Genomic DNA, 22,090 nt, shown 5'->3' on the forward strand with positions numbered 1-22,090 from the left:
CATCTCGCGCGTCGGGGCGGCAGAGATGCCGTACTACCTCTGCCGCCCTTCCGCCGTGTTCTCAGGATGAGGACACGAGTTCAGATCAGTGCCCGGCCGTCCGTCACAGAGTGGGCGTGAAGCGGTCCCAGACCCGGTGCGCCGCCAGGAGACCGGTGACGTCGTCCAGGGCTGCGGACGGGGATTCACCGATCACGACGCCTGGCGACCCGGCGGGCAGGCCTGCCGCCTCCAGGACACTCGCTCCCTGGCCCCACGCTCCGATGGCCTTGCCGTGTCGGTACGCCTCGGTGACCATCAGCAGCAATCGCGAGTCCGCGCCGGTGGCGGCGACCGCAGCGTCGTCGACCTTGGCGTCACGGGCGCCGTACGAGTCCGCCGCCGGCGCCGGCGCCCCAGCCAGCAGGATCGCGTCGAACTCGACGGACCGCGCGGTGGTGAAGGTGCGCTGCACGGTGATCGGGTCGCTGTCCGGGCCCAGGGCGCCGCCGGCCGGGGCGATGACCAGGGGGACCATGCCGGCGTCGAGGACTGCCCTGCGCACTTGGCGCACGCCGTCCAGGTCGGCAGTGCTGTCGGTGACGATGCCGACGATCCGGCCGTCGACCGGCCAGTCCTCACCGAGCTGGGACAGCGCGGGGCTCGGCTCGACCACGGCCGAGGGCTGACTCGCCTCGGGTGCCGGAAGACCCAGTCCGGCAGCGACCTGCGTACAGAGTTCCGGGTCGATGTTGGCGAGGACCTTCAGCGCCCGTTCCTTGATGGCCTGGTCCCAGCACTTGCCGAGTTCGAAGGTGTAGGCGGCGACGATGTGTTCGCGTTCCGTGGGGCTCATGCTCAGCCAGAAGAGCCGGGGCTGACTGAAGTGGTCGTCGAAGGAGGCAGCCGCGTCGCGGATCTTGCCGGTGGCGGGAATCTGGGCAGGCACCTCGATGTAGGCCCCGTTGTCCGCGCCCGCCAGGAACGGGCAACCGCCGTCGAGGGAGTTGGGCCGGTACGGGGCGACACCGCGGTGCACCGCGGTCTGGTGCATGCCGTCTCGCAGCATGTCGTTGACGGGGGCGTGCGTGCGGTTGATCGGCAACTGCCCGAAATTGGGCCCGCCCAGCCTGCTGATCTGGGTGTCGAGGTAGGAGAAGAGGCGGCCCTGCAGCAGCGGGTCGTCGGTGACGTCGATACCGGGCACCAGGTGGCCGAGGTGGAAGGCGACCTGTTCGGTCTCGGCGAAGTAGTTCGACGGGTTGGCGTTGAGTGTCATCAGGCCGATCGGACGAACCGGAGCCAGCTCCTCGGGCACGATCTTCGTCGGGTCCAGCAGGTCGATGCCCTGGAACATCTGGTCCTCGGTGTCCGGGAAGGTCTGCACTCCCAGCTCCCACTGGGGGAAGGCACCTGACTCGATCGCGTCTGCGAGGTCCCGGCGGTGGAAGTCCGGGTCCACCCCTGCGGTGATCTGCGCTTCCTCCCACACCAGGGAGTGCACGCCCAGCTTCGGCTTCCAGTGGAACTTCACCAGCGTGGTCTCGCCCTTGCCGTTGACCAGCCGGAAGGTGTGGACGCCGAAGCCCTCCATCATCCGGTAGGAACGCGGGATGCCGCGGTCCGACATGTTCCACAGGGTGTGGTGGGTCGCCTCCGTGTGGAGAGTGACGAAATCCCAGAAGGTGTCGTGGGCGCTCTGCGCCTGGGGGATCTCACGGTCCGGATGCGGCTTGCCCGCATGGATCACGTCGGGGAACTTGATCGCGTCCTGGATGAAGAAGACCGGGATGTTGTTGCCGACCAGATCGAAGACGCCTTCATCCGTGTAGAACTTCGTCGCGAAGCCCCGGGTGTCCCGGACGGTGTCCGCCGAGCCGCGCGAGCCGAGCACGGTGGAGAAACGGACGAACACCGGAGTCTCGACACCCTCGGCAAGGAAGGCGGCCTTGGTGATCCCGGCAGCGGCGCCATATCCCCGGAACACCCCGTGCGCGGCTGCGCCACGGGCATGCACCACGCGCTCAGGGATCCGTTCGTGATCGAAGTGGGTGATCTTCTCGCGAAGGTGGTGGTCCTGGAGCAGTACCGGGCCACGAGGGCCGGCTTTGAGGGAGTGGTCGGTGTCGTACAGACGTGCACCCTGAGCGGTGGTGAGGTACGCACCGTCCTGGGCCATGCAGCTCTGCGGGGCACCGGTGGGCTGGCCGGTGGGGCTGTACGTATCCGGTCCGCTCTGGTCGGCCTTGGGCGGAAGCGGCTCGCGCGCCTTCGTGGGCTCCTCGATCGGAGCCGGTCCCGGCGCCGGGGCCCCGGGAATCTCATTGTCGGGTCGAACCGCTTCCTGAACCTTCTCCACGACCTTCTTGGCGGCAGCTGCCACCGGGTTCTTCTCGCTCACTGTATTCCGATCTGTTGACGGGCAACGCCACGCACAGAGGACTCAGCACTCGGGCGAGGCGGACATCGACTGGCCATGGGTACCCCTCAGGCGCACCAGCCGACACGTTCACTGGGCCATCCGGCGTCGCCACCCGGCCGAGCCGCAGCGGAAGGCCCGTCCAGCACACGCAGGGCCCCCGATGCCGGGGCTCCCGGCCTCCGCGCTCGTCACCCGACCGGGCTTCCTTCGCTCAGGGGACCAGCAGTGTTTTGATCATGCCGTCCTGCTTGTCCTGGAAGGTCTTGTACGCCTGCGGCCCCTCTTCGAGCGGCAGCCTGTGCGTGGCGAAGTCGTCCACACCGAGCGGGTCCTCGTCGGTCAGCAGCGGGAGGATGTCGTCGACCCAGTGCCTCACGTTGGCCTGCCCCATCCTGAGCTGGACCTGCTTGTCGAACATGGTCAGCAGGGGCAGGGGGTCGGCCGCGCCGCCGTACACGCCGGACACGGAGATCGTGCCACCCCTGCGCACCACGTCGATCGCGGCCCGGAAGGCGCTCAGACGGTCGACTCCCGCGGTTTCCATGAGCCGTTGCCCCAGGGCGTCGGGCAGCCACCCCACAGCCGCGTGAGCGGCCTTGGCCACAGGAGCGCCGTGTGCCTCCATACCGACTGCATCGATCACCGCGTCGGTGCCCCGTCCGTCGGTGAGATCGCGAATGGCATCGCCCAGATCCTTGCCGTACCGACGCAGGTCGAGACACGTCACACCGTCCGCGGCGGCGCGGGACAGCCGTTCAGGGACGAGATCGACGCCCACCACCAGCCCGGCCCCCTGGTGCCGGGCGATCCTCGCCGCCATGGCACCGATCGGTCCGAGGCCCAGGACGGTCACCGACCCGCCGGGCGGGATCGCCGCGTACTGCACGGCCTGCCAGGCGGTCGGCAGTACGTCGGAGAGATAGACGAACCGATCGTCCGCCGGCCCGTGCGGGACCTTGATCGGCAGGGTGTCACCGAACGGGACGCGCAGCAGCTCCGCCTGCCCGCCGGGAACCTGACCGTACAGCTTGGTGTAGCCGAAGAGCGAGGCGCCCGTGCCGTGCTCATGAACCTGCGTGGTCTCACACTGGGACTGCAGCCCCCGGTCGCACATGTAACAGTGCCCGCACGAGACGTTGAAGGGGATGACGACCCGGTCTCCGGGGACGAGGGACGTCACCCCGGTGCCCACCTCCTCCACCACTCCCATGGGTTCGTGGCCGAGGATGTCTCCCGGGTCTAGATACGGTCCGAGGACCTCGTAAAGGTGCAGGTCCGACCCGCAGATGCCGGTGGAGGTGATCCTGACGATGATGTCCGTCGGCTGCTCGATCCGCGGATCCGGGACCGTCTCCACCCGGACATCTCTTTTTCCTTGCCAGGTCAGTGCACGCATGGTGTGAACCTTTCGAGAGGCACTTGGGAGATTGGTGCACCGACGAAGCGACCCGCCGCGTCGGCGCGTTCCGCGATCTCCATTTCCTTTCCCTCGGCCGAGTTCCCCATAACGGTCTCCCGAAGCATGATCGTGTTTGGTCGATCGCCTGCTTCGGCACCATCGGTGCTCTTCGCCACCACCCGGAAGGGGGCACCCAGGAATCCGCTCCCCAGCCCCTCCGACATGGTTGTCCGGTCGGGCGGCCGTCCTCCCTACCCATCAATGCCTGTGGCCGAGTGCGAGGTGCCGACCGGCTTGGATTCCGGTGACCCGCGCTGGCGCAGGTAGACGGAGAGGATGGCCATGGAGGCGACGGCCAGCAGCTCGGACTGCCAGTTCTGCAGGCTTCGGCTCCAGAAGTCCGCGGACGCGACGTACTGAGCCCAGTCCACCGGGGCCTGAAGCTGTCTCAGCTGCTGCTCGTTGTAGGCGGCGACGCCCGCGATGGACTGAGCCAGCCAGGACAGCAGGAAGAGCGTGGCCATCACCAGTCCTAGCGACCTGGAGAACACCGCCTGCCACACTCCCCCGATGCCGGCCCAGCGTGGGGCGTCCGGGCCCGCATGCCTGCCCATCCCCTGGTCCCTGTCCGATTCGGGGCCGGCCTTGTTCATTTCCTTCGATTCGGGCGAACCGCGTTGGAGGAGCCAGACGGTGGCGAAGATGTACAGGAAGAATTGCAGGTACTCCGACTGCCAGTTCTCCGTCACGTCCACGGCGAAGTCGGACGAGGTCAGGTAATCAAGGAAACCGACGCGTGCGAGTCCGTCCGTGGCGAGCTGGTTGTTGAACTCCGCGCAGCCGGCGATCGCCTGTCCGGCAAGAGCGAGGAGGAAAGCGATCACGAAGCCCAGGCTTATACCGTTGTCGCGTACGAACCGGCGAGTGCCGTGCTCACTCGCACTGGCGTCGTCCCCGTTTCCTGTCGGTGCGTCACGTTGAGGCCGCGGATCGTGAGAGGTCATCGATGCATCAGCCCCATCGTGGTGAAATAGGCCAAGCCGCCCAGGACGAGCGCCAGGCAGAGGGTGAACATGATGCGCATGCGTCAGCCTCCCTTCACCGCACACCGGTACGGCCGACCTGGGCGGTCGGGACGGCACCCGGCGGCCACGACCTTCCAGCCGTCCGGAAACTCCGACAGGAACAACGTGTCCGCTGCCAGCACGGCCCGCGCCTGACGCCCGTACACATCCACGTCACGGACCGGACCCCCAGCGGGGACCCCTTGGCTGTCGATGGCTTCAGCGCATGTCTTCTTCTCTGCTACTTCCACCTCACCGAGCGTCTCGGGTGCCAGCGCCGAGCACATCGCCTCCTGGTCGCCACGGGCCAGCGAACGCTCGAAGCCCGCAGCCGCAGCGGACGCCGCAGAACCACGGTCCCCTGCCCCACCGCAGCCGGCCAGGCCCGCCAGGATCGCGCATACGGGAACGAGGCCACGGGTGATGCGCCGACGTTGTCTGCTCACGCTGGCTTCCTTTCGGCAGGTGCACACCTGCTCTCATCGTGGGCTGCCGTGTACCAGGATGGTTACGAGACACGCCCGGCAACCAAGGCATCGCACCCCAGTTCGAACGACCATCCTTTCGGGGCGCCTGGTCGCGCACCTCGCGGGTCACCCATCAGATGGGACCAGCGCAGCCGGCATTTCGGAAGTGATAGGCGGGGAACTCCGGGTACGCGCTGACTCGTCCCGAAACAGCGACCGAACGGGCCGACAGGTCCGGAAGGAGAACGTCATGCAGCGGGATTCCAGCTCGAAGCGCGACCGTCAGTCCGAAACACATCGAGGCGGACGCTGAACGTCCACGTGATGAGGCGCACCCCCAGGACAGCTTTCGGCGAGGTCCTTCACGAGGTCGAGGAGCCGGGACTCGCGTGGACGACGACGGTGCGGGGCGCGGCGAGGACGGCGAGAGCGGGGACGCCATGACCCCGAACTCGGAAGCGCAGGAGCACGACGAGCAAGGTGGCGCCTGACCGTGCCACCCGGCGGGCGTCTGCTTGCGGAGTGCCTGCCCGTCCACCCCTGCGACCCCCCGCACACCCGGTTCACCGAACGGAGTTCCTCCATGCTCGACAGCACCCTGGCCCTGCTTACGGAGGGGTACGCGTGGTCGCCCGACCGTCGCCGACGTAGTCATGACAAGCCTGTGCGCTGTCGGCTCATGGGCAGGAGAGCCGTAGCGCTTCACGGCCCCGAAGCAGTGCGGTTTCTTCTACGACGAGAGCCACATCGAGCGCCACGGAGCCTTGCCAGGACCACTCCTCGACACCCTCTTCGGGCGGGGGGGGCGGTGCACACGCTCGACGGGCAGGCGCACCAGGTGCGCAAGGCCCTGTTCATGTCCCTGCTGAAGGACCACGGATCCCTCGACGGCCTGGCCGGCCACCTCGAAGCCGCGTGGGACGTGGCCCACCAGCAGTGGGTGGGTCGTGACCGCGTGACGTTCTTCGACGAATCGAGCGTGCTTCTGACTCGCGCGGTCTGTGCCTGGGCCGGTATTCCCCTCGCGAACGGTGAAGTCGAGGAGACGGCGCACGATCTCGTGGCCATGGTCGACGGCTTCCTGTCCGCGGGGCCCCGGCACCTGCGGGCGCGCCGGGCCCGCACACGTCAGGAGGAACGGCTCGCGCGGCGTATCGGCAGGGTCAGGAGCGGCGCTGAAGAGGCTCCGGCGGCATCCGTGCTGGCGACGGTCGCCGCTCACCGTGACGCGGACGGCCGGCCGCTCGATCTCCACACGGCGGCGGTCGAGGTCCTCAACGTCATTCGTCCGACGGTCGCGGTCAGCTGGTTCCTCACCTTCGCGGCGCATGCCTTGCAGCGCTGGCCCGAACACCGCACCTTGCTTGCCGAGGACGACGGCGATTACGCGCATGCCTTCGCCCAGGAGATCCGGCGCTTCTATCCCTTCGCGCCGTTCATCGGTGGTCTCGCTGCCGCCGATCTGCGCTGGGCGGGGGAGGACATCCCGGCGGGGAACATGGTCCTGCTCGACCTGTACGGACAGAACCACGACCCGCAGCTCTTCCCCGAGGCCTACGCCTTCGACCCCCACCGCTTCCTGCTCCATGAGCCCGGTCGCGACGAGCTCGTACCTCAGGGTGGCGGTGATGCGGCCACCAACCACCGCTGCCCGGGCGAGGACGTCACCTTGACAGTTCTCGAGACGCTCGTCCCCCGGCTGGCCGCCCTCCGCTACGACGTACCCGACCAGGACCTCAGGATTCCGCTACGACGTGTCCCCACCGCGCCTCGCAGCGGCTTCCTCATGAGCGACGTCCGGTGAGGCGCCGCATGGGCCGGTGAAGACCGCCCGCACCGGCCGCACCGTTCGGCGGTTCGTCTGCACGTCGGAGCAACGGCCCCCGCTGCCGTGCGCACCGCCCGCGCAGCCCTGATCCTGGCAGGGTCGGGCACGCGGAGTGCGCCCGTCAGCGGCACGTGGGGCCCCAGCCCGCGAGCGGAAGGAAAAGCAGCACCATGGCGAAGAAGGACAAGAAGCTCACCAAGGGCGACGACGTCACCTGGCAAAGTCACGGTCAGGATGTCGAAGGGTCCGTCACCCGGAAGATCGACGAGCGCACCGAGGCCGCCGGCCGGACCGTGGACGCCTCCGAGGACGAGCCGCAGTACGAGGTGCAGAGCGACAAGACGGGCAAGAACGCCGTTCACAAGCCGGAGTCGCTGCGCAAGAAGAAGGGCAGCTGATGAGCGGGAGCGAGGAGGACCGACGGACGACACTCGACAGCTTCAGCGAGGCGGTCAACATGACCGCCGGCGAGCTGGAGAAATGGCTGGGCACCGACCAGTCCCGCGAGGTGGGCCAGAAGAACGGCGCCGGGGAGTCCACCGGCCATGCATCCGGCCGCCGGATCGTGGAGCTGCTGCGCACCCGGAAGGACGATCTCAGCGACAGCGACCTCGCCCACATGCGCAAGGTCACCGGCTATGTACGGCGGCACGTCGCACAGCGCCCCGAAGGCGACGTCAGCGACACCCCCTGGCGGTACTCGCTGATGAACTGGGGCCACGACCCCGAGAAGTAGTGAGTTCCACTTCCGACGTGGATGATCTTCGACAGGTGGCCGCGATGGGTTTGGGCAAGGCAGTGGACCGGTACGACCCCACTCGCGGCAAGGCATTCGAGACCTACGCCGTTCCGACCATAACGGGCGAACTCAAGCGGCACTTCCGCGACCACACATGGGATGTCCACGTCCCTCGCCGCGTCCAGGACCTGCGCAACCGGGTACGGGCCTCTCGGCGCTCACTCGCGCAGGGCAAAGGAGGGTGCCCGCCCAGCTGCGCCGACATCGCAGCGGACACAGGCCTCGACGAGGACGACGTCCGGCTGGGCATGGAGGCACTGCACGGCTACAGCGCCCTGTCCCTGGACGCCGATCCCTCGGGGGACGGGGGAATCAGCCTGGCCGACAGGCTGGGCGTGTGTGACCGGGCCCTCGACGTGGCGGTCGACCGCGAGGCCGTCAAGCCCAGCCTGAAGGCCCTGCCGGAACGCGAGCGGACGGTGCTGTACCTGCGGTTCTTCCGGGACATGAGTCAGGCGAGGATCGCGGAGGTACTCGGCATCTCGCAGATGCACGTGTCGCGACTGCTCCGCCAGTCCTGCGCGCAGGTGCGCGCAGCAGCCCTCGCGGAGTCGGCGTGACCCGCTCGGACCGACCCTCTGGCCTGGCTGCACCGGACCCGCGGCCACCTCTCTCCTCGCTGCTGGCGGAGTTGCTGGGCCCGTGCGACCGAAGCCGGGTGCTGATCACGGGGTGGTTCAGTTTCCTGGAAGGCGAGGCGACGGCCGGAGACGTCTTGGCACAGAGGGCCGTGTCGGCCGCTCTGGAGCGGCTGCGGATCTCCCATGACACGGCCTGGAGTCCGCGCTTCGCCCCCGGCGCTCTGACGCTCGCCACCGCCCTTCCCTGCGACTACAGCCACCTGCTGTTCGTCTGCGGCCCTCTCCACGGGAAGCAGATCGCCGCGTTGCATCACCGTTATGCCTCCTGCCGACGCGTGGCCGTGGGGGTCAGCGTGATCGCGCGGGACGATCCGGCGGTCAGCGGCTTCCATCGCGTCTCGCAGCGCGACGGTCCGGACAGCGAGGATCTTCCGGATCTGGCGACGGCCGCTCCTGCGACCCTTCCCGTCCCCCTGGTGGGAGTCGCACTGACCCACGGGCAGGGCGAGTACCGGGAGCGCCGCCTCCACGGCGAGGTGGCCACGACCGTGCTGCCCTGGCTCGCGGGCAAGGACTGCGCGAGGATCGACGCCGACACCCGGCTGGGCCACGGCGACTGGCGCCGCTGCGAGACCCCGGACCAGTACCTCTCGCTGCTGGGACGGCTCGATCTCATGGTCACCGACCGCCTGCACGGCCTGGTTCTGTCCCTGCGCGCCGGCGTCCCCGTCCTGGCGGTCGATCCGGTCAAGGGCGGCGCCAAGGTGATGGCGCAGGCGCGCCTCCTGCACTGGCCGGCAGCGCTTGCCGGCGAAACCCTGTCCGTGGAGCTCCTGGACCGCTGGTGGGACTGGTGTCGTTCCCCCGAGGGCACAGCCGCCGCCCGCCGCCGCTCAGTTCTGCTCGAAAGGGCTGCGGCGGCCGAGCACGCGGCCGACTCGTGAATCGGCCCGGAAGCCCGGACGAAAGGCGGGTGAGGGCAGCGGACGAGACGGACGGGTACGCCACCGGGGACCCGCCTGCTCGGCCGGGCGGCGAGACAACTCCGGGCTGCTCACCTTGCCGCTTTCTCCCTCACCAGGCGGCAGGACTCGGCGATGAGGCGGGACACGTGCATCTGGGAAACACCCAGCTCCGCCGCGATGGCACTCTGGGTCATCCCCGCGAAGAACCGCAGGTAGAGCACCCTCTTCTCGCGATCCGCCAGCCGAAGGATTTCCGACCTCGCCGCCTCGCGGTCGAGTACCAGGTCGAATCGGTGGTCTTCGCCGGCCAGCCGTTCACCGAGGGGCACTCCCTCGTCGTCCGTCATCCGGGCTTCGGGGGACAGTGCGGTGAAGCCGTGCATGGCCTCGCCCACCCGGTCGCCGCCGGAGCAACTCACCAGTCACGCGGCCGGTGGTCCAGTTGTGCACCGAAGGATGCCCTACGAGCCAGAGCCTTCAACGCGCGTGCCTGTACCGCCCGTTCGACACCGCCGACCACGGCGTTCCCTACGGCCCTCGGCGCCGGCACGAAGCAGTCGACTGCGTCACGTTCACCGACTCCGACGCCGCGGGCCTGCTGATGGTGGCGGCGCGTGGTGAGCTGCGTCCCGTGGCGGTGTCCGACGACCGCGACGACCTGCTCGAGACGATGCGCCGCCAAGCCGTGGCATGCCCCTGTGTGGAGTGCTGGCTGACAGGCCTCCCCGTGCAGGTCGACGATCTCACCTCGTACGCGGGCGGCCAGCCGGAGGTGGTGCGCTCGGCACTGCAGACCGGTCACCACGCCATGCATGCCCACCCGGTTCAGGTCGGCCACCAGACCATCAGTGTGCTCGTCCTCCTCCGGGCGGACGCGGGACCGTTCGACGCCGACGGACTCCACCTGGCCGCGGCGTGCGCGGAGGTGACGGCAGTCGCACTGATGCAGTGGCGTGCACAGCCCTTGCTGGCACACGACATCGTGACACGCACGCAGTCGGTCATCTCTGCGAGGGCGACACTGGAAACGGCCAAGGGGATGCTGGCCGCGCACGCCCGCTTGACCCACGCACAGGCCACGGCTGTGCTCGCGGGTTACGCGCGGGAGCAGGGCCTGCGGCCCGGTACGGTCGCCCATCGCCTCCTCAGCCGGACACTCCCCCTGGACGAGGTGACCTGCACGGAAGCACCCGCAGCCCAATAGCGGGCGACGGCTGAACGCCGTCGGCGTCCGGCCTCGAAGGCTCCATCGTCAGCCCACGTACCGACGGGCGGTCGACGCCCGGCGTGCCCGTTCCAGGGTGCGCAGTCGCGATTCGAGGGGTGGCGGCACGGGCCGGCGTTGCCGCAGCACCCATGGGAGGCCGGCCGCCGCCCGTGCGAACGCCCTCAGTGAGGCACGGTCCCGTGGGACCGTGCACATCAGGTGGACGGTCCGGCGCACCGCGGAGATCCAGGGACGGCGTAGCCACGTGAACCAGAGAGTGTTCCGGAGCCCCAGTGTGCGCCGCTCGGTGCTGTCCCGGACGCCGGACGCCGCGTGATGGATCAGAAGGTCCGGCACATAGCTGAGCCACCATCCACGGACCAGCAGGTCGGTGGCCAGCAGTTCCTCCTCGCCACCCAACCAGAGGCCGGGGTGGAACCCGCCGACCGACCGGAAGGCGTCGGTCCGCATCACTGTCGCGGCGGCGAGGAACGAACCCAGCGCAGGGCCCGGAAGCCAGTCCGGTCCCGAGAGGGGAGAGTCACGAAGCTCCGCCACGACCGGGTCTTCCTCACCCGACGGCTCAACGACGATGCGCGCGGTGACGGCGCCCAGGTGCGGACGGGTGTCGAGGAGGTCCGCAGCGCGTCGCAAGGACAGTGGCTCCCACCAGGTGTCGTCGTCACAGAACGCCACGTAAGGACTGCGCACATCCTCCACCGCCAGGTTCCGCCCCACGGCTCCGAGATTGCGGCCTGGAGTCAGCAAGGTCACCTCGGGGAAGAGCCGCGCCACCGCCTCGGCGGTGCCGTCGTCGGAGGCGTTGTCCGTGACGATGACCCGGGGCTCTTCGGGCAGTGTCCGCAGGGCATGGAGAGTGCGCAGCAGCTCAGGCCTGCGGTTGTGGGTGATCACCACCACCGTGATGCGGGGGTCGTTCATGCCTTCCCGCCTTCCTGCGCCTCCGCGCACGCCGACGCGGACGGCGCGTTCCGCTCCAGCAGGCGCACGCGTCGTTCCACCCCGAGTGGCAGGCGGCGGCGCAGCCGGAGTGCGGCGGGCAACCGCACCGCCGCCCCGCCCAGCGCTGCTGCGGCTCCGGCATCGCCCCGCGCCGCTGCAGCGCCCAGCGCGACGGTGTGCCGCAGAGCCACGTGCACCGGCCGGCGAAGCCAGGCGGTGAGAAGGGCGTTACGCCGGAGCAGCGCGGCGCGGCCGGGCCGCGCGCCCGGATCGGGGTGGTGGTACGCGGCCACGGACGGGTCGTAGCTCACACCCCAGCCTGCCGCCGCCAGATCGTAGGCGAGCAGCGTCTCCTCCGCTCCGAAGAAGAGCAGCGCGTGGTAGCCGCCCGCCTCGAGATGGGCGCGCCGCCGGACGACGCACGCACACCCGAGAAAACCGAGGACGGGTCGGCCCGGCAGTGCCGGATCCGGCGGCAGCGGTGAGCGGGCAAGCAGTTCGTTCAGTGGGTCGTCCCGTTCCTCGGGGCCGACCAGGCTGCGCGCCGCAAGGAGTCCGAGGCGCGGATGAGCGTCGAGCAGGTCGGCGGCTCGCCGCAGTGCACCTGCCTGCCACCAGGAATCGTCGTCGCTGAAGGCCACGTAGGGCGTGTCCGCATGGCGCACCGCCAGGTTGCGGCCCAGGGCTCCGGTGTTCCGGCCGGGCGCCAGCACCTGCGGGCCGGACGGATGGGCACGCAGCGCCTCGGTCACCGCACGGTCCAGACCGTTGTCGACCACCACCACGGGAGGCTGTTCGGGCAACGCCGCCAGCCGGTCGAGGGTATGCAGGGCGCTCTCCGGACGGTCTTTCGTGATCATGGCGACGGTGGTCCGCGGATCAGCCGTCGGCTTGATGTCCCCCTCTTCAGCCACAGTCGTTCGCCCCCACCGGCCGGTAGCCGTTTCGACGGCCGGTCGCGCTCCCCGGGCGGAGGTGGCCGAGCAGGGACGCGCTCACCTCTCCCGCACCGATACGGAGCAGGGACGGGTCGGCGACAGTGCCGTGCGGGTCCCCGGGCGGACCGGGGTACCAGAGCGCGGTATGGCGCGGGTCGTCCGGAGGCGGCCCCCACAGGCTCGGAGCCACCGGGCCGAACAAGGTCACCGACGGAGTGCCGTGGGCAACGGCGAGATGCGCGAGGCCGGTGTCTCCGCTCACCAGGCAGGCGGCCCCGGCGACCAGGGCGGACAGCTCCGCGAAGGGCAGCCCGCCCGACAGAACGTCACGGGCCTCGAGACCGGCGGCGCCGGCGACGGCTGTGGTCAGGGCCTCCTCCCCGGGGCCGCCCGTCACCACCACCGGGCGGCCCGCCGCGCGTACCGCTCGGATCACGGTGGCGTAGCGCCCAACAGGCCAGCGCCGGGCGGCGGCCTCCGCACCGGGGTGCACCACGACGGCTCCCGGCGCCGGCGAGGGGCCCGACGGGTACGGCAGCATCAGGTCGTTGGGGTCCGCTTCGATGCCGTACGCCTTGAGGAGCCGGCACCACCGTTCGCGCTCGTGGTCCTCGCGCCGCCATACGGGGGGCGCGACCGCACCCGGCAACGGACAGGAGTAGGACAGGATCCGGTGAGGGCGCAGTGCGGCGAGCGCCCCATGACTCTCGGGACCGTTTCCGTGCAGATCGATCGCGATGTCGGGCGGGTTCCCCTGCCAGCCGGTGAGCTCCGGAACCCCACGCCGTGGGGCCGAGGCCGGCAGGATCGCGTCGACGGCTTCCGTGGCCAGCGCGGCGTCCCGCAGCGAAGGAGGGGCGGCAAGCACGATCTCGTGACCCGGGAAAGCACGGCGTACGCCTCGTAGCGCGGGCACGGCGGCGAGGAGATCGCCGAGGCCGAGGGCACGCAGGACGAGGACGCGGGGCCGCGGAGCGTCACCTGGGGCGGGCATGGTCACCGCCTCCTCGTCGGCCGGCCGTGGCCGACGGGCCGACCACCGGTTCGAGAGCCGCACGTTCGGCGAGCCGAGTGGTGCTCCTGCCGTCCAGGTACGGCAGGAGCACCACCTCCCCACCCCAGCTGCGTACGAGATGCGCCTCGGGGAGCTGGGCCAGCGCGTAGTCACCGCCCTTGGCCCAGATGTGGGGGCGCAGTTCCTCCAGCAGCCGCTCGGGGGTGTCCTCGTCGAAGACCGCGACCGCGTCCACGCTTCCGAGAGCCAGGAGGACCCGGACCCGGTCCTCCGCCGGCACAAGAGGCCGTGAGCCCCCCTTGCGCCGCCGAACCGAGGCGTCGGAGTTGACGCAGACGACGAGGCAGTCGCCGATGCGTCGGGCGGCTTGGAGCAGTGCGACGTGGCCGGCGTGCAGGAGATCGAAACAGCCTCCGGCGGCGACGACCGTGCCTCCCTGGGCGCGTACCCGGGCAGCCAGCGCCAACGGATCCGGCCCCGCATCGGTTCCGGGGGCCCGGGCGCCGCGGCCGGGAACCGCTGAGGGCTCGTCGAGGCGAAGGCCGGCGGCGCCGCCGTCCTCGACGTACCGCGTGGCGGCGCGTACGGCCTCCTGCACCGCGGTCTCCGGCAGCGCACCGTCGGCGAGCAGGCCCGCGGCGGTCGCGGCGAACCGGTCACCCGCTCCGCACGCGTCCCCTTCCACGGCCCGCGGGGCGGACACCAGCAGCGGGTCCCCGCCGTGCGTCAGCAGTGCGCCTCCGGCACCGAGGGTGACGGCGACGGAGGTGACACCCCAGGAGCTGATCAGCGCCCGGGCGTCGTCGGCCGACCGGCGGACACGGGCGCCCGCGCCGGACATGGTCGGGGAAGGACGGCCGGGAGCCGAGCGGCTCTCCTGCTCGGCCGGGGCGGACAAGGCGAAGCCCTGGGCTTCGGCCGCCGACGGGGTGACCAGCCGCACCCCGCGCACAGGGGAGCCGCCGCGGGGATGCGGGTCCCACACGACCGGCACCCGGGCCGCAGCACGGCCGAGGGCATCGCGGAGCACGTCGGCGGCGCCCCGGCCGTAGTCGGCGACCAGGATGGCGCTCGCCGCGTCGACGGCCGCACACGCTTCGTCCGTCGTCCCGGACGCCCACCCCTCGCCGTCGTCCAGCCGCAGGACCGGAACACCTTGGGCCATCACCCTGGTCTTGCAGGACAGCTCTCCGGCGAGCGGCAGGTCGACGATACGGACCCGATCCTTCAGGAGCAGCCGCACCGTGCGGCCCGCATCGCCGTCGCCCAAGGCGGTGACCAGGGTGACGTCGCGGCCGTCCTGGGCTGCGAAGTAGGCGGCGAGCGCCGCGCCGCCGGGCCTCGTGACCCGTCGGACTCCATGGACGACCGGCACCGGTGCGTCGGGGGCCAGCCTGTCGGCCCTGCCGGACAGGTCGTGGTCGAGCAGAGCGTCTCCGACGACGAGCAGAGGGGCGAGCGGGCTCACAGTGCCCCCTCCACCGCCGGGAATCCCTGCTCACGGTCGGAGCCGGCCGCGCTCTCCTCACATGCCTGGTCGAACGCTTCACAGATCATGTGGACGGCGACGAGGTGGAGCTCCTGCACGGTGGCCGACACAGGTGCGTCGACACACAGCGAGGCGTCGCAAGCCGCTTCGAGCGGGTTGGGCGCCGGACCGGTCAGCGCCCACACGGTCATCCCGATACGGCGCGCTTCGACCGCGGCCGACAGCAGATTGGCGCTGGTGCCGCTGGTCGACAGGAGCATGAGGACGTCCCCGGACCGGCCGTGCGCGCACACCTGGCGGGCGAAGACCTCCTGGACCCCGTAGTCGTTGGCGATCGCGGTGGTGGACGAGGTGTCGGCGTGCAGCGCCAGCGCGGAGAACGGTGGCCGGTCGTCCCGGTAGCGGCCGACCAGTTCGGCTGTCAGATGCTGGGCCTGGGCCGCGCTGCCGCCGTTGCCCGCGACCAGCAGCCTGGCGCCGGCCCCGAGGCGGCCTGCGAGCTCGGCCCCCCACAGGTGGACGAGGGAGCACGAGCCGCGGAAGGCGGTGAGGGCAGCCGCGAGGTCGTCGCAGTGTGTACCGGGGTACGTGCGGTTCATCGGATGACTCCTGAGAGTGAGGGGGTGGCGGCCACCGTGCTGTACACGCGTGCGACTCCGTCGGCGACGCGGTCCCAGGTGTAGTGCGCGAGAACCCGTTGGCGGCCGGCCGTACCGTAGCGAGCCATGCGCACCGGGTCGTCGAGCAACGAGCGGATCACAGCGGCGAGATCGCGGTCACCGTCCGCGGCGGGCGAGACCAGCGCTCCGGTGACGCCGTCCACGACGGTGTCGAGGTGGCCGCCGACTGCCGTGGCCACCACCGGGGTGGCGCATGCCATCGCCTCGATCGGCACGATGCCGAACGGCTCGTAGTCGGGCAGCGACAGAACCAGGTCGGCACCGGACATCAGAGCGGGCATCCGGCCGTGGGGAACCGAGCCGAGCAGGGTGAACCGATCGGCGACGCCGTGGTCCTCGGCCACCTTCCGCAGCCGCTCCGCCTCCGGCTCGGCGAACAGCAGGTCAGCAGGTGGCCCCCCTGCGACGACGAGTTCGGCGTCCGGGATCTCGGCGAGCGCCCGGATCGCCCGGTCGAAGCCCTTGCGCCGGACGAGACGTCCGACGGCCACCAGTCGTCGCAGCCCCGAGGACGCTCCGGCCTCGGCTCCGACCGGGGCGAAATGACGGGGGTCGACACCGCAGGGGACGACGGAGACCCGGTCGCGGGCGACGCCCATGGCGGCGAGTTCAGCGACCTCGTCGGCGCAGGTGGCCAGCACCCGCTGACAGGAACTGCCGATGGCTGCCTCGGTCGCCAGCCGCTGGGGCGGACTGGTGTCTTCCGCCCCCTGATGGCGCTTCTTCACCGTGCCGAGCGCATGGTAGGTCTGGATCACGGGCACGCCGAGGCCGCGTACACCGGCCATGGCCGCTGTTCCCGACATCCAGAAGTGTGCGTGTACCACGTCCGGGCGCTCCGACCGCCACCGCTGGGCGAGGAAGGAACCGAACTCGGGCATGTGCGCGATGAGTTCGTCCTTCGGTACGCGCGACGCGGGCCCGGCCGGCACATGCACGACCTTCACTCTGCCCGGTGTGATGACCTCCGGAAGCAGGTGGGGGCTGTCCTGGCGGGTGTAGACGGTGACGTCGTGTCCGCGTCGGGCCAGGTGGTCGGCGAGCTGGGCCACGTACACGTTCTGTCCGCCCGCGTCGGGGCCGCCGAGTTCGGCCAGCGGGCTGGCGTGCTCGGAGACCAGAGCGACACGCAGGGAGGCGGGGCGGGCGTACCTCATCGTGTGACCTCTTTCAGCAGGTGTTCCCAGTCGTCCTGAAAGCGCTGGATCCCGTAGCGGGCCTGTGCGGCCGACCTGGCCCGTGCGCCGGTGTGAGCCGCGAGGTCGCCGTCGGCGAGGAGGGCACGGACCGCCTCGTCCAGGACATCGAGGCGGTTGGAGACGACTCCCGCGTCCTCGGGTACCGCCTCGCGGACCTCTGTGGTGTCCAGTGCGACGACCGGCATGCCGAGGAACATCGCCTCCAGCAGCGAGAGGCCGAGCGACGTCCACCGCACCGGGTGCAGGTAGAGCCGGCAGCGGGCCATGGCTGGATGCAACGCGTCCTGGGGCAGGTCGCGGGCGCGGCAGCGTTCCGGCGTCAGGCCGAGGTGGGACGGTAGCGCCTCGGTGCGCATGCCGAAGACGTCCAGAGGCGCCACGCGGGCGAAGCGCGGAAGGAGGTCGGTGCCGGTGGTACGACCGCGGCGTACGGGGTCGTTGACCACCACTGCGGCTCGTCGCTCCGTGCCGGTCCACAGAGGCCCCGGGTCGATGATGCCGTGCTCGATCACTGTGGTCGGAGCCCGCCCGTTGTCCCACATCAGCCGGTTGAAATGGGTGACGTGGACCAAGGGGATGTCGTCCCTCTCGGCCAGCGGATGCCGGGTGCCGGCCGCCGTGCCGTCGGGACTGTTGTGCTCGACGTAGACGGCCGGCACGTCGCCGCCCGGCCGCCGCCCGGTCCATGCGGCGGCGAGCTCCAGTTCGTGGGGCCGCTGAAGGACCATGAGGTCGATGTCCTCGTCCCGCAACCGGTCAGGCGTTGCCTCGATGACGTTCGAGGGCCAGTCCCAGGTCGCCGCCCGCCCCAGGCCGTCCGGCCCACGATCCGGTGTGACGGGGATGAGGAAGGTGTGCGGCCCCTGGAGGAACGACGTCGCCCAGGAACCGTGTACGTGCCAGATGAGGATGTTCACGTGGTCTCCTCGATGAGCTTGTGGACAGCGAGGACCACGTCCCGGGGGGCGACGCCGTCCAGGCATGGATGTCCGGGCACGGGGCAGTGCCGGGCGCGGCTGCCTGCACAGGGGGCAGCCTGATCGCCGAGCACGACCGACGGGACCCCGTAGGGCCCCCACCGGTCGGCCGGTACGACCGGGGAGAACAGGGAGACGACGGGCGTGCCGACCGCTGCGGCCAGGTGGGCCGGACCGGTGTTGCCGCTGACCAGGACGTCGGCGTTGCGAAGGACGCCGGCCAGCACCCTCGGTTCGGTACGTCCGCCGAGGTCCAGAGCGACGTCACCGCCGACCCGGCGCGTCAGTTCCCTTTCGTCGGGCCCGCCGGTGACCACCACGCGGTGCCCGGCGTCCGCGAGGCGCTGGACGGCGTCGGCGCAACGCTCGGGACTCCAGGCGCGGGCCGGCGCGCTCGCGCCTGGATGGAGGACGACGTAGGGCCCGTTGCCGGTCAGCGGAATCGTGTCGGGGGACGGCAGGACCCGGAGCCGGCGGTCGTCCCCCTGCGGTGGCACGAACCCCATCGCCCCGGCGGTGTCGAGCGCGGCCTCGGCCTCGTGGCGGTCCGGGAGCCGCTGGTGCCGGACGTCGAGCAGTGTCCCGGGGTGATCCACGCTGTCGGCGCCGATCCTGCGGACGCCGGCCATACGGAGCAGCAGAGCGGCAGGCAGTGGACTCTGGTGGAAGGAGGTGAGGATCAACGCGGTGTCGAACACGGCATCCCGCAGCCTGCTGACGAGAACGCCGATGCCGGCGTCTTCCACGGCAGGCGGCCTCACCCCCTCCCACGGCGCTTCCCAGACGATCACTTCGTCGACCCCTGGCAGCAACCGGGCCGCCGGCTCACCGAGTGGCCCGCACAGCAGGGTCACCGAGGAAGCGTGCGCGGCGACAGCGCGCACGGCGGGGCCGGCCAGCAGGACGTCCCCGAAACTGTCCAGCCGGGTGACAAGTGCTCGCATCAGGAGGCCTCCCTTGCGTCCAGAACCATGCGTACCGCCGTCAGGAGGTCCGGTGCCGTCCAACGCTCCGTCTCCACCTCGGATCGCAGGGTCGCCGCGTTGGGGACGAGAACCCCCCACGCACCGGCTGCCCGTGCAGCGCGTACATCGGCCTGGATGTCGCCGATCACCACGCAGGCCTCCGGCCGCACGCCCAGACGTCGGGCGGCCTCCAGCACGAGGCCCGGCCGCGGCTTGCGGCAGGCGCAGCCGGCCTGCGGGGTGTGCGGACAGAACACCCACGTCCCGAGGGTGCCGAGCAGTTCGTCGGCCCGTCGATTCACCCGCAGCACGTCGTGCTCGCGTAACAGCCCCCTGCCGACGCCCGACTGGTTGCTGACCACCCCGGTCGCGACGCACTCGGCTCGCAGCAGGTCGGCGGCCTCGCGGGCACCGGGCATGAGCGTGACCAGCCCGGGGTCAGCGTTGTAAGGCACGTCCTCCACCAACGTCCCGTCCCGGTCGAAGAGCACCGCGGACACCTGACGGGACGCGGCAGGTTTGCCGTTCACCGGTCGCTCCCCAGAGGCCGGACTCCGCGGTGCTCGATCTGCCCGGCGAGCCAGTGCCGGACGGCGAAGGGCGGGATGAGCACGCTGGTGACCGCCATGGTGACTGTTTCAGGACGGGTCCTCGGACCCGGGGCGATGCGCGCCCAGGCGAACTCAGCCGTGGCAGCCGTCCACAACGCTGCGGCGAGCGCGGCCCCCCGGCGCCGACCCGCCGCCATCCCGACCACAGCGGCGCAGGCCAGCCCCGTGGTGGCCAGGTGCCCGGGCAGCCTGCCCCGGGGTGCCTCAGCGCGCGTCCACCAGTCCCGGCCGTGCAGACGGTTCATCAGCACGTCGTCGGCGTTGCCTTGTTGGGCCCTCACCGATGCCCAGGGGCCGGAGGGGCGGACAGGGTGACGGGTGACGCGCCGGCCACGGCGCAGTGACCAGCCGGCGTCCATCACGCGCAGCGCCAGATCGGCGTCTTCCCGGAAGGCCCGCGGAAATCGCTCGTCGAAGCCACCGACCTCCTTGAGCACGGTCGCGCGGTAAGCCATGTCCGCGGTGGCCCAGGCCGCCGCTTCCAGACCGGCGGTACCGCGCTCCCAGTCCGTGGGCCTGCGGTCATCGGGCAGGGGCACGGTCAGCCGCCCCTGGACGCCGGCGGTCCCTTCCTCAGCCTGGGAGAGGTCCTCTGCCAGCCGCTCGGCCCAGTCGGGCAGCACTTGGACGTCGTCGTCGAGGAAGACCACCCAGGGCGCTCCGACCGTCCGCGCGCCTGCGTTGCGGGCGGCGGCTGGGCCTCGGCCGCCGGTGGCCAGGACACGGATGGGGAGGTCGTCGACAGTCCCCAGCGGCAGCTCACCGTCGGCCGCAGGGCGGTCGTCGACCACGACCACCTCCGCCGGGCGTGGTCCGACGGCGGCGGCCAGAGCCTGGAGGCAGTCGGCGAGGCAGGGCCGACCGATGGTGGGAACGACCACGGCGTACTCCATCGGGGCCCTCATGCGAACGCCTTTCCCCGCCGGATGGCGAAGGGCCCGAGGGCCAGCAGGTCGATGGGGGCGGATCCGAAACACTCGAGTGCGTCCCGTGGATCGTCCACCATGGGCCGCCCGGCCGTGTTCAGGCTGGTGTTGACGACCACGGGCAGCCCCGTACGCCGTTCGAAGGCGTCCAGCATCCGCCCCACCAGCGGCTCGGCGGCGGCGTCAACGGTCTGGACCCGCGCCGTGCCGTCGACGTGGACGACTGCCGGAATCCGGTCACGCCACTGTTCGGCCACATCGTGGACGAACAGCATGTAAGGGCTCGGGAGCGGGCCGTCGAAGAGCTCGGCCGCCCGCTCCGCCAGCACCATGGGCGCGACCGGCCGGAACTCCTCACGTCCCTTGACCGCGTTCAGGCGCTCCAGGTTCGCGGCGTGGCCCGGGTGGGCCAGCAACGAGCGGTGTCCCAGGGCGCGTGGTCCGAACTCGGAACGCCCCTGGAACCAGGCGACGATGCCGTCCCGGCTCAGCTCTTCCGCCACGGTCTCCGCAATGTCGGAGGGCTCCTCGTACGGCACGGCGGACCGCTCCAGCCAGTCGCGCAGTTCGTCGTCACTCCAGCCGCGGCCGAGGGCGGGAGTGGGCATCGCCTCGACGGGCTCCTTCTCACCAGCTACGTGGAGGGCCGCGCCCAGTGCGGTTCCCGCATCGCCCGCGGCTGGTTGAACCCAGACTTCCCGAAAGGGCCCTTCCCGGTGCAGACGCGTATTGGCGACGCAGTTGAGCGCCACTCCCCCGGCCAAGGCCAGCACGTCGTCTCCCGTGTGCGCGTGCAGCCACCGGGCGAGGTCCAGTACGACGTCCTCCAGGCATGCCTGGGCGCTCGCCGCCGCATCGGCGTGATCCTGGGTCCACGGGGTTCCGGGCTCCCGTCCGGGCACCAGCGAAGCCCACGGCACGGGCCGGGCCGTGAACCCACCCGTGCCGTTCGCCTGTACGTACTCCCGCAGCCGGTCGGCGAAGCGCGGCTTCCCGTAGGAGGCGAGTGCCATCACCTTGAACTCGTCGCTGCTGCGCAGGAACCCCAGGTGCTGGGTGAGGTCTTCGTAGAAGAGGCCCACCGAATCCGGCAGTTCCTGAGAGGAAAAAATGGTCAGTTGCCGGTCGACATAACGGCCTGAGAGGTGGGACCCGCACTCGCCGCGGCCGTCGAGCACCAGCACAGCACAGTCCGGGTGCGGCGACGCCTGTCCGGCGGACGCCGCGTGCGCCACGTGGTGGGCCACGAAGCGCACTTTGCTCGGGTCGAGTCCCGGTAGGGCCTCGGCGAGGAACTCCGGGGCCCGACGCGCATACTCCTGGCGCAGATGGTCCCAAGGGTCGTCCAGTCCCATTTCCTCGGCTGGACGGGCGAGGGCCGGGTCGTAGGAGTAGGCCACGGCGTCGAGGTCGGCTGGACGCAGACCCGCTTGGTCCAGGCACCATCGCGCGCTGAGCTCGGGCAGCTCCCAGGCGGAGAACGGGAGTGGCCGCTTCCCGTGCTTGCGACGACTGAACCGTTCCTCCTCCGCGGCGGCGACGATCCGTCCGTCGACGACCAGGGCTGCGGCAGGATCGTGGAAGAGTGCGTTGACACCGAGGACGCGCATGGAAGA

21 protein-coding genes and 1 pseudogene are annotated in these 22,090 nt (G+C 70.7%); 6 read left to right on the forward strand and 16 right to left on the reverse strand.

Annotated elements, in window-relative coordinates:
* Positions 1-103: 103 nt before the first annotated feature.
* The 4 genes from ABT001_RS02120 to ABT001_RS02135 form a co-directional block, all read right to left on the reverse strand.
* Positions 104-2,380: a catalase gene (locus ABT001_RS02120; RefSeq protein WP_351270968.1), complete on the reverse strand. Its 2,277-nt coding sequence runs from the start codon at positions 2,378-2,380 to the stop codon at positions 104-106.
* Between the two features lie 232 nt (positions 2,381-2,612).
* A complete protein-coding gene (locus ABT001_RS02125; RefSeq protein WP_351270970.1) occupies positions 2,613-3,797 on the reverse strand; it encodes an alcohol dehydrogenase catalytic domain-containing protein in 1,185 nt (394 codons plus the stop codon).
* A 254-nt stretch (positions 3,798-4,051) separates the two neighbouring features.
* Positions 4,052-4,804, reverse strand: coding sequence for a DUF6766 family protein (locus ABT001_RS02130; RefSeq protein WP_351270971.1), 753 nt, complete (start codon positions 4,802-4,804; stop codon positions 4,052-4,054).
* Between the two features lie 83 nt (positions 4,805-4,887).
* Complete coding sequence (locus ABT001_RS02135; RefSeq protein WP_351270974.1) at positions 4,888-5,310, reverse strand: hypothetical protein; 423 nt, start codon at positions 5,308-5,310, stop codon at positions 4,888-4,890.
* A gap of 604 nt (positions 5,311-5,914) precedes the next feature.
* Between ABT001_RS02135 and ABT001_RS02140 the strand changes: the two are divergent.
* The 5 genes and pseudogenes from ABT001_RS02140 to ABT001_RS02160 all read left to right on the forward strand — a co-directional run bounded on the left by ABT001_RS02140 (position 5,915) and on the right by ABT001_RS02160 (position 9,483).
* Positions 5,915-7,135 (forward strand): annotated as a pseudogene (locus tag ABT001_RS02140) (cytochrome P450).
* Between the two features lie 194 nt (positions 7,136-7,329).
* On the forward strand, positions 7,330-7,557 hold the full coding sequence (locus ABT001_RS02145; protein WP_351270976.1) for a hypervirulence associated TUDOR domain-containing protein: 228 nt from the start codon (positions 7,330-7,332) through the stop codon (positions 7,555-7,557).
* Positions 7,557-7,895, forward strand: a complete 339-nt coding sequence (locus ABT001_RS02150; RefSeq protein ID WP_502967399.1) for a DUF3140 domain-containing protein — start codon at positions 7,557-7,559, stop codon at positions 7,893-7,895. The genes ABT001_RS02145 and ABT001_RS02150 overlap by 1 nt, the downstream gene beginning before the upstream one ends.
* On the forward strand, positions 7,850-8,518 hold the full coding sequence (locus tag ABT001_RS02155) for a sigma-70 family RNA polymerase sigma factor (RefSeq protein ID WP_502967411.1): 669 nt from the start codon (positions 7,850-7,852) through the stop codon (positions 8,516-8,518). Before ABT001_RS02150 ends, ABT001_RS02155 begins: the two co-directional genes overlap by 46 nt.
* A 155-nt stretch (positions 8,519-8,673) precedes the next feature.
* Complete coding sequence (locus tag ABT001_RS02160) at positions 8,674-9,483, forward strand: polysaccharide pyruvyl transferase family protein (RefSeq protein WP_351270978.1); 810 nt, start codon at positions 8,674-8,676, stop codon at positions 9,481-9,483.
* A 110-nt stretch (positions 9,484-9,593) separates the two neighbouring features.
* Here the strand turns inward: ABT001_RS02160 and ABT001_RS02165 are convergent, their stop codons facing one another.
* On the reverse strand, positions 9,594-9,851 hold the full coding sequence (locus ABT001_RS02165) for a sigma factor-like helix-turn-helix DNA-binding protein (protein WP_351270981.1): 258 nt from the start codon (positions 9,849-9,851) through the stop codon (positions 9,594-9,596).
* 95 nt (positions 9,852-9,946) lie between these two features.
* On the opposite strand from ABT001_RS02165, the gene ABT001_RS02170 reads away from it, so the two are divergent.
* Positions 9,947-10,708 carry an ANTAR domain-containing protein gene (locus ABT001_RS02170; protein WP_351270984.1) on the forward strand — a complete coding sequence of 254 codons (762 nt, stop codon included), beginning with the start codon at positions 9,947-9,949 and terminating at the stop codon, positions 10,706-10,708.
* Between the two features lie 48 nt (positions 10,709-10,756).
* Here ABT001_RS02170 and ABT001_RS02175 read toward each other — a convergent pair whose 3' ends face one another.
* Genes ABT001_RS02175 through ABT001_RS02225 form a run of 11 tightly spaced genes read right to left on the reverse strand, consistent with a single transcriptional unit; the run spans position 10,757 to position 22,084 of the window.
* A complete protein-coding gene (locus ABT001_RS02175; protein WP_351270987.1) occupies positions 10,757-11,653 on the reverse strand; it encodes a glycosyltransferase family 2 protein in 897 nt (298 codons plus the stop codon).
* Positions 11,650-12,534, reverse strand: a complete 885-nt coding sequence (locus ABT001_RS02180; protein WP_351270990.1) for a glycosyltransferase family 2 protein — start codon at positions 12,532-12,534, stop codon at positions 11,650-11,652. The genes ABT001_RS02175 and ABT001_RS02180 overlap by 4 nt, the downstream gene beginning before the upstream one ends.
* Positions 12,535-12,580: 46 nt before the next feature.
* Positions 12,581-13,606 (reverse strand): glycosyltransferase family 9 protein, encoded by a 1,026-nt coding sequence (locus ABT001_RS02185; protein WP_351270993.1) that lies wholly within the window; start codon positions 13,604-13,606, stop codon positions 12,581-12,583.
* Positions 13,590-15,095 (reverse strand): D-glycero-beta-D-manno-heptose 1-phosphate adenylyltransferase, encoded by a 1,506-nt coding sequence (rfaE2, locus tag ABT001_RS02190; protein WP_351270996.1) that lies wholly within the window; start codon positions 15,093-15,095, stop codon positions 13,590-13,592. The genes ABT001_RS02185 and rfaE2 overlap by 17 nt, the downstream gene beginning before the upstream one ends.
* A complete protein-coding gene (locus ABT001_RS02195; protein WP_351270999.1) occupies positions 15,092-15,715 on the reverse strand; it encodes a D-sedoheptulose-7-phosphate isomerase in 624 nt (207 codons plus the stop codon). The genes rfaE2 and ABT001_RS02195 overlap by 4 nt, the downstream gene beginning before the upstream one ends.
* Positions 15,712-16,929 (reverse strand): glycosyltransferase, encoded by a 1,218-nt coding sequence (locus tag ABT001_RS02200; RefSeq protein WP_502967412.1) that lies wholly within the window; start codon positions 16,927-16,929, stop codon positions 15,712-15,714. The genes ABT001_RS02195 and ABT001_RS02200 overlap by 4 nt, the downstream gene beginning before the upstream one ends.
* 20 nt (positions 16,930-16,949) lie before the next feature.
* A complete protein-coding gene (locus tag ABT001_RS02205) occupies positions 16,950-17,912 on the reverse strand; it encodes a glycosyltransferase (protein ID WP_351271004.1) in 963 nt (320 codons plus the stop codon).
* Positions 17,909-18,916 carry a glycosyltransferase family 9 protein gene (locus ABT001_RS02210; protein WP_351271007.1) on the reverse strand — a complete coding sequence of 336 codons (1,008 nt, stop codon included), beginning with the start codon at positions 18,914-18,916 and terminating at the stop codon, positions 17,909-17,911. The genes ABT001_RS02205 and ABT001_RS02210 overlap by 4 nt, the downstream gene beginning before the upstream one ends.
* Positions 18,916-19,467 carry a D-glycero-alpha-D-manno-heptose-1,7-bisphosphate 7-phosphatase gene (locus ABT001_RS02215; RefSeq protein ID WP_351271009.1) on the reverse strand — a complete coding sequence of 184 codons (552 nt, stop codon included), beginning with the start codon at positions 19,465-19,467 and terminating at the stop codon, positions 18,916-18,918. Before ABT001_RS02215 ends, ABT001_RS02210 begins: the two co-directional genes overlap by 1 nt.
* Positions 19,464-20,453 carry a glycosyltransferase family 2 protein gene (locus tag ABT001_RS02220; protein ID WP_351271011.1) on the reverse strand — a complete coding sequence of 330 codons (990 nt, stop codon included), beginning with the start codon at positions 20,451-20,453 and terminating at the stop codon, positions 19,464-19,466. The genes ABT001_RS02215 and ABT001_RS02220 overlap by 4 nt, the downstream gene beginning before the upstream one ends.
* Positions 20,450-22,084, reverse strand: coding sequence for a carbamoyltransferase family protein (locus ABT001_RS02225; protein ID WP_351271014.1), 1,635 nt, complete (start codon positions 22,082-22,084; stop codon positions 20,450-20,452). Before ABT001_RS02225 ends, ABT001_RS02220 begins: the two co-directional genes overlap by 4 nt.
* Positions 22,085-22,090 lie beyond the last annotated feature (6 nt).

The sequence above is a fragment of the Streptomyces sp. NPDC002793 genome (genome assembly GCF_040295485.1).
GTDB lineage: Bacteria > Actinomycetota > Actinomycetes > Streptomycetales > Streptomycetaceae > Streptomyces.

Excerpts from the sequence above, each read along its gene's own strand:
- ABT001_RS02220 (WP_351271011.1), bottom strand. The coding sequence starts at position 20,453 with ATGAGGGCCCCGATGGAGTACGCCGTGGTCGTTCCCACCATCGGTCGG.
- ABT001_RS02185 (WP_351270993.1), bottom strand. The coding sequence starts at position 13,606 with ATGCCCGCCCCAGGTGACGCTCCGCGGCCCCGCGTCCTCGTCCTGCGT.
- ABT001_RS02225 (WP_351271014.1), bottom strand. The coding sequence starts at position 22,084 with ATGCGCGTCCTCGGTGTCAACGCACTCTTCCACGATCCTGCCGCAGCC.
- ABT001_RS02210 (WP_351271007.1), bottom strand. The coding sequence starts at position 18,916 with ATGCGAGCACTTGTCACCCGGCTGGACAGTTTCGGGGACGTCCTGCTG.
- ABT001_RS02165 (WP_351270981.1), bottom strand. The coding sequence starts at position 9,851 with ATGACGGACGACGAGGGAGTGCCCCTCGGTGAACGGCTGGCCGGCGAA.
- ABT001_RS02145 (WP_351270976.1), top strand. The coding sequence starts at position 7,330 with ATGGCGAAGAAGGACAAGAAGCTCACCAAGGGCGACGACGTCACCTGG.
- ABT001_RS02150 (WP_502967399.1), top strand. The coding sequence starts at position 7,557 with ATGAGCGGGAGCGAGGAGGACCGACGGACGACACTCGACAGCTTCAGC.
- ABT001_RS02175 (WP_351270987.1), bottom strand. The coding sequence starts at position 11,653 with ATGAACGACCCCCGCATCACGGTGGTGGTGATCACCCACAACCGCAGG.
- ABT001_RS02195 (WP_351270999.1), bottom strand. The coding sequence starts at position 15,715 with ATGAACCGCACGTACCCCGGTACACACTGCGACGACCTCGCGGCTGCC.
- ABT001_RS02130 (WP_351270971.1), bottom strand. The coding sequence starts at position 4,804 with ATGACCTCTCACGATCCGCGGCCTCAACGTGACGCACCGACAGGAAAC.
- ABT001_RS02180 (WP_351270990.1), bottom strand. The coding sequence starts at position 12,534 with ATGATCACGAAAGACCGTCCGGAGAGCGCCCTGCATACCCTCGACCGG.
- ABT001_RS02125 (WP_351270970.1), bottom strand. The coding sequence starts at position 3,797 with ATGCGTGCACTGACCTGGCAAGGAAAAAGAGATGTCCGGGTGGAGACG.